General features: G+C 56.4%; 4 protein-coding genes. 2 read left to right on the top strand and 2 right to left on the bottom strand.

The genetic code is table 11. The features are described from left to right. Positions 1 to 178 precede the first annotated feature (178 nt). Both ACH2EH_RS15035 and ACH2EH_RS15030 read right to left on the bottom strand, forming a co-directional pair. The gene (locus tag ACH2EH_RS15035) at positions 179 to 1,528 is read right to left on the bottom strand and encodes a cyclic GMP-AMP synthase DncV-like nucleotidyltransferase (protein ID WP_395142858.1); all 1,350 of its coding nucleotides are present in this window, start codon (positions 1,526 to 1,528) and stop codon (positions 179 to 181) included. After that, a complete protein-coding gene (locus tag ACH2EH_RS15030) occupies positions 1,525 to 2,745 on the bottom strand; it encodes an SAVED domain-containing protein (RefSeq protein ID WP_395142857.1) in 1,221 nt (406 codons plus the stop codon). Before ACH2EH_RS15030 ends, ACH2EH_RS15035 begins: the two co-directional genes overlap by 4 nt. 331 nt (positions 2,746 to 3,076) lie before the next feature. On the opposite strand from ACH2EH_RS15030, the gene ACH2EH_RS15025 reads away from it, so the two are divergent. After that, positions 3,077 to 3,583: a BrxE family protein gene (locus ACH2EH_RS15025; protein ID WP_395142856.1), complete on the top strand. Its 507-nt coding sequence runs from the start codon at positions 3,077 to 3,079 to the stop codon at positions 3,581 to 3,583. A gap of 6 nt (positions 3,584 to 3,589) precedes the next feature. After that, a partial coding sequence (locus ACH2EH_RS15020; protein ID WP_395142855.1) for a BrxA family protein occupies positions 3,590 to 4,055 on the top strand: 466 nt, incomplete at its 3' end.

Below are 4,055 nucleotides of genomic sequence, written 5' to 3'. Positions count from 1 at the left end.
TGATCGGGCGACCTTGGTGAGCACGAACGTCTAGGGGCAAATCGAAAAGGGGGGGCTGGAGAGCTGTCCGTGGGCGCAAAGCTGTCGGGCTGGGTTGTGTGGTTTTCGCCATGTGACTTCAGTATAGCGGATGAGGCGATCCCTGCCGAGTACTTCATCCGCATGTTGGTCTCAGCCCCTAGATAATCGTCACGTCTTGGCGATCCTTCGCGACACACACGCCGCCCTTGATGATGTAGCACTCCACGTAGTGTGGCCCAGCAAAAGCTGTTGGCTCCGTAATGCTATTGCTTCCGCTCCGCCGCTCGATTTGGCCCCGGATGCAGTCGCGGCGGCGCGACTCCTCACCGTTATTCTTTACTTTCCAGAGCACCTCATACGGTGCTGGAACGGTGCAGCGGACAATGGAGAACTCAAGCTGGCGTCCAATCTGCACCTTGCTACCGGAGCCACTGAGAACGTAATCACGGAAACCGTGCTTGCGCATGACCCGCCCCTGGATACGAACCTGATAGCGCGGAGATGACTGCTCGGGGATACGCAGGTCAGACAGGTTCTGTTCCGTGTTCGTGAACGGAACCAGGGCAGTGGACGATGCCTTAACAAGAGCCGTAGAGGGCTTCGGCTTCGGTGGTTGGAAGCCCTCACCAAAGACACGCTGCCATTTCTGGAGACTCAGAGCAGGATTGGGTTCCAACCAAGCATCTTCGATCCACTCAGCGTAACGCATCACTGCCGTGCGGAACGCAGCATACCCCGCTTGGTTCCAGCGGTCGCTGAAGTTCTCACCGGTTCCGCTCGGGTCCATGATTGAAGGGAGTTGTGGGCGGGACTTGAGATACTCGCTCAGGCGGTTCATCACGGTGCGGAGAGTGGTCGGCACGTCGGCGTAGCAGCCTGAGTCTTGTAGGAGCGCGGCGTCATTAACCCGCTCGCCGAGCAAGACGTTCAGTATCACTGATTTCACATCGAAGGTCTGCTTGTAATCCCGTAGATATTTAACGAGCCGGATGACCTTAACGAGGTGGCGGCTCGTCGTTCGGTCTTTCTCATCGAGCCAGGCATTGTATCCTTCTGGATTGGTCAGCTCGTAGTCGTCCTCTTTCCGGTTTGTGATGTACTTGTCGTGATGCCGCTCCAGGTAGGGCACCACGTCCACATGGAAGTCGCCCGCATAGTTGATGGTTACACACCGGGTGCGCCGCTGCGCTTTGTCCCGATAAGTCCCATTTCCACGGAAGCAGCTCCAGAGGTTCTCCACGTAGTCGGCGGCAGACCAACCCTCCACCTCCTTGAGGTAAAGAAGCATGTCTGCATCGAACTCGTCGTTTGCTTGGACGGGCTTGATAATCGTCTTATGGGCATACGACCCTTGCGGGATGGTATCAATGAAATGGTCTGAGAAGGTCGCGCTGCCCCGCAGGAAGTTCGTGAGCGCGTCCACGCTGCCGTTCAGTCGCCCCAGCTGGGGAGCGTCGAGGTTCACCTCGTTCTCCAGGAACTCCTTGAAGTACTCGATCAGTTTCACTGCTGTGCCTCCCGCGCATTCATAGTGAGGGCAGGGCAAAATGTTGTGCCACCGATGCGGTCGTACACCCGAATCGCGGGATGGACATGGCGCATGACCACGCGTCCGAAGGCAACGGCTGCCGTGATCGGCACTGCCGGGAAGACGTGGATACAGGGTGTCGTTTTGTGAGTCACTTCAAGCTGGCTGAGTAGGTCTTGCCACGTCCGCACGAACGCATTGAGCATCGCCCGCGAGCGGAAGAGATTCGGGTTAGGCGTAGCGTCGGCGGGCAGGATTTCAAACACTGCTAAGCCTTCAACTTCTGGTGGAAGGTCTGTCAGCGGCACCGTCCCGCTCAGGGAAAGAATCAGGGCCACGTCGCCTCCGGGTTCCCCGTCCCGGTGCGCCACGATCTTAAAGGCAGGTTCAGAGCCGTCTTCGGGCCAGATCCATCCCTCTTTGTCGCCACGGTGCTTCTGGTAAAGGTCAATGGGCACTTTGTCGTCGAGGGCAAACCCTAGATACATGAGGAGGGGGATGCGGGCAACTGCGAAGATCGAGAGATGGCGAACCTGTTTCTCGGACACATGATCCGCGATTCGCACCATCGCCTTGTCGATCTGTGCTTGACCTAATCGCCAGTAGGCATCGTCATCTTCCGGCTCGGGCAACCGAGACAAGTCGATCTCTACACTGTGCCGATCAGGAGCGAAAGGAAACCTTGCGTAGCGACCGGCACCATCCACCACGGTTTGAATAGCTAGGCTCCGAGCCATCTCTGGCACTGAGCCTCGGATCGAGCCAAAAAGCCGGAGCACCGCTGTCTCACGATCCAGACCCATAGCGGTCAGGTGATGGATGCGATCCTCGTGTTCGTGCTTTATAGAAAGGAGTCGCTCCTCGGGGTACTCGGCGCGCGTGTCCGGGTGATCTATGACGGTATGGCAGTCCTGGCAGAGTAGAAGCAGGTTGCTGCCCTTGTTGCGATCTGGAAGCGGTACAGTGGAGTCGCTACGCGGTGATCCAGCGGTGTCAGTCCACCCGGCGATGTGGGCACGCTCCCCAAGATTGATGGGCCGCTCTAAAACTGGCTCCTCAAGCAGGAACGTGTTGCACATAGCGCACCGCCCACCGGATCGAACCCAAAGATTCAGGGTCTCTCGCTCCGATATGTGCCGTGTTGCCTCGGTCTTTTTCGGCGGTTCAGGTTGTTTGGTTTGTTCGATTCGCGCCATGGAATGTGTTTACTTTCAGTGACCATAGCAGAATTACAGCCTGCTTGCCGCTTCCCCAATGCCTATTTTAAATCCACTCCTACCACCACGACTGATCCGGAAAAGAATGCAGGCAGAACTTAATCTAATTCTAACCACCTCTTTGGCATTCCCTATTGAGGAGACGTGTCTTGACGTGTAATGTCCGATGATCATGCGGGAGCTGAAGGGTGAGGACAAGATTCACCCGATGGGCCGTGGGCCTGGGAGAAGCTTGGTGACAAGTGACATTGGCTATTACCGTTGGCCGAACAGAGTAGGTACATCCTTCTGCTATACTTGAGTACCTGTTATGAGTAGACGAACCTTAATCCCTTGGCTCGAACTTCGTGTTCTAGTTGGCTATCTTGGCGAGAAACCCCAGCTCGGTTGGTGGCCGACAACCTTCTTAGATCGAACGGCGGTGGCATTTCTCTCGCCCATCTATCCGCGCAGTAGCTCCCATGCTCAGTACAATGGGGTGCGTGAAGCAGCGCGCCGCGTGCATGATGAATTCGTTGGAGTGGGGCACGTTTTTCACCTTTTCCGCCTCCCCGAGGAGTGGGAGTTGGATCTGCACCGCCTGGCCCAGGATGGGGAAGTCATGAGGGCAATCCTTCAGAAAGTAGTCAGCAGCGAGGTAGCACTCACCGCTCTTCGAGAAATGGTGGGAGAGTCTTCTGTAGCTCCGCACTCTGGCCCCATTGCCATAGGCTCGGTGTCCATGCTACGGCAACGTGACGCGGTCCGGAAGTTTGCGGAGCTTTATCTCTCTGCTTTCGAGAACGATCTCCGGTCCTATCCGTACCTGACGGAGTAGCTTGCTATGTACACGACGCTACTCACCGCAGGACTTGGCCAAGTAAACGAAACGAAAGTGCTCCTCGAGCTCTGGGAGCCTGGCATGGCTGCGGGGGATCTTAAGGTTCTGGCACTGAAATCCGGGCGTTTTCCTGATATGACGGCCCGACGACTTGAGAACATTGTCACGGATTGCTTCGCGCCTCGATACCTAAAAGGTGCGCCACCAGCGGCGTGCTACCTCAAGCGCCTCGCTTGCACCTTGCCCACCACCGAGCTACTTCCACTTTTGCTCCTCTACACCAGTCGAGCGAACGAAGTTATGCGTGACTTCATCACGCTAGTCTATTGGGAACGTTACGCTGCCGGGCAAATGGATATTGGCAGTGACGATGCGAGAGTATTTCTCGATCGTGCGATTGCGGACGGAAAAACAGCCACGACATGGTCTGATAAAACAGTTAGACTTGTCTCAAGCGGTCTGGTGGGTT

The organism is Armatimonas sp. (assembly GCF_043760365.1).
Taxonomy (GTDB): domain Bacteria; phylum Armatimonadota; class Armatimonadia; order Armatimonadales; family Armatimonadaceae; genus Armatimonas.
The sequence above is the reverse complement of the archived record's forward strand: the minus strand, read 5'-3'. Positions and strand labels throughout refer to the sequence as shown.

Excerpts from the sequence above, each read along its gene's own strand:
- ACH2EH_RS15025 (WP_395142856.1), top strand. The coding sequence starts at position 3,077 with ATGAGTAGACGAACCTTAATCCCTTGGCTCGAACTTCGTGTTCTAGTT.
- ACH2EH_RS15030 (WP_395142857.1), bottom strand. The coding sequence starts at position 2,745 with ATGGCGCGAATCGAACAAACCAAACAACCTGAACCGCCGAAAAAGACC.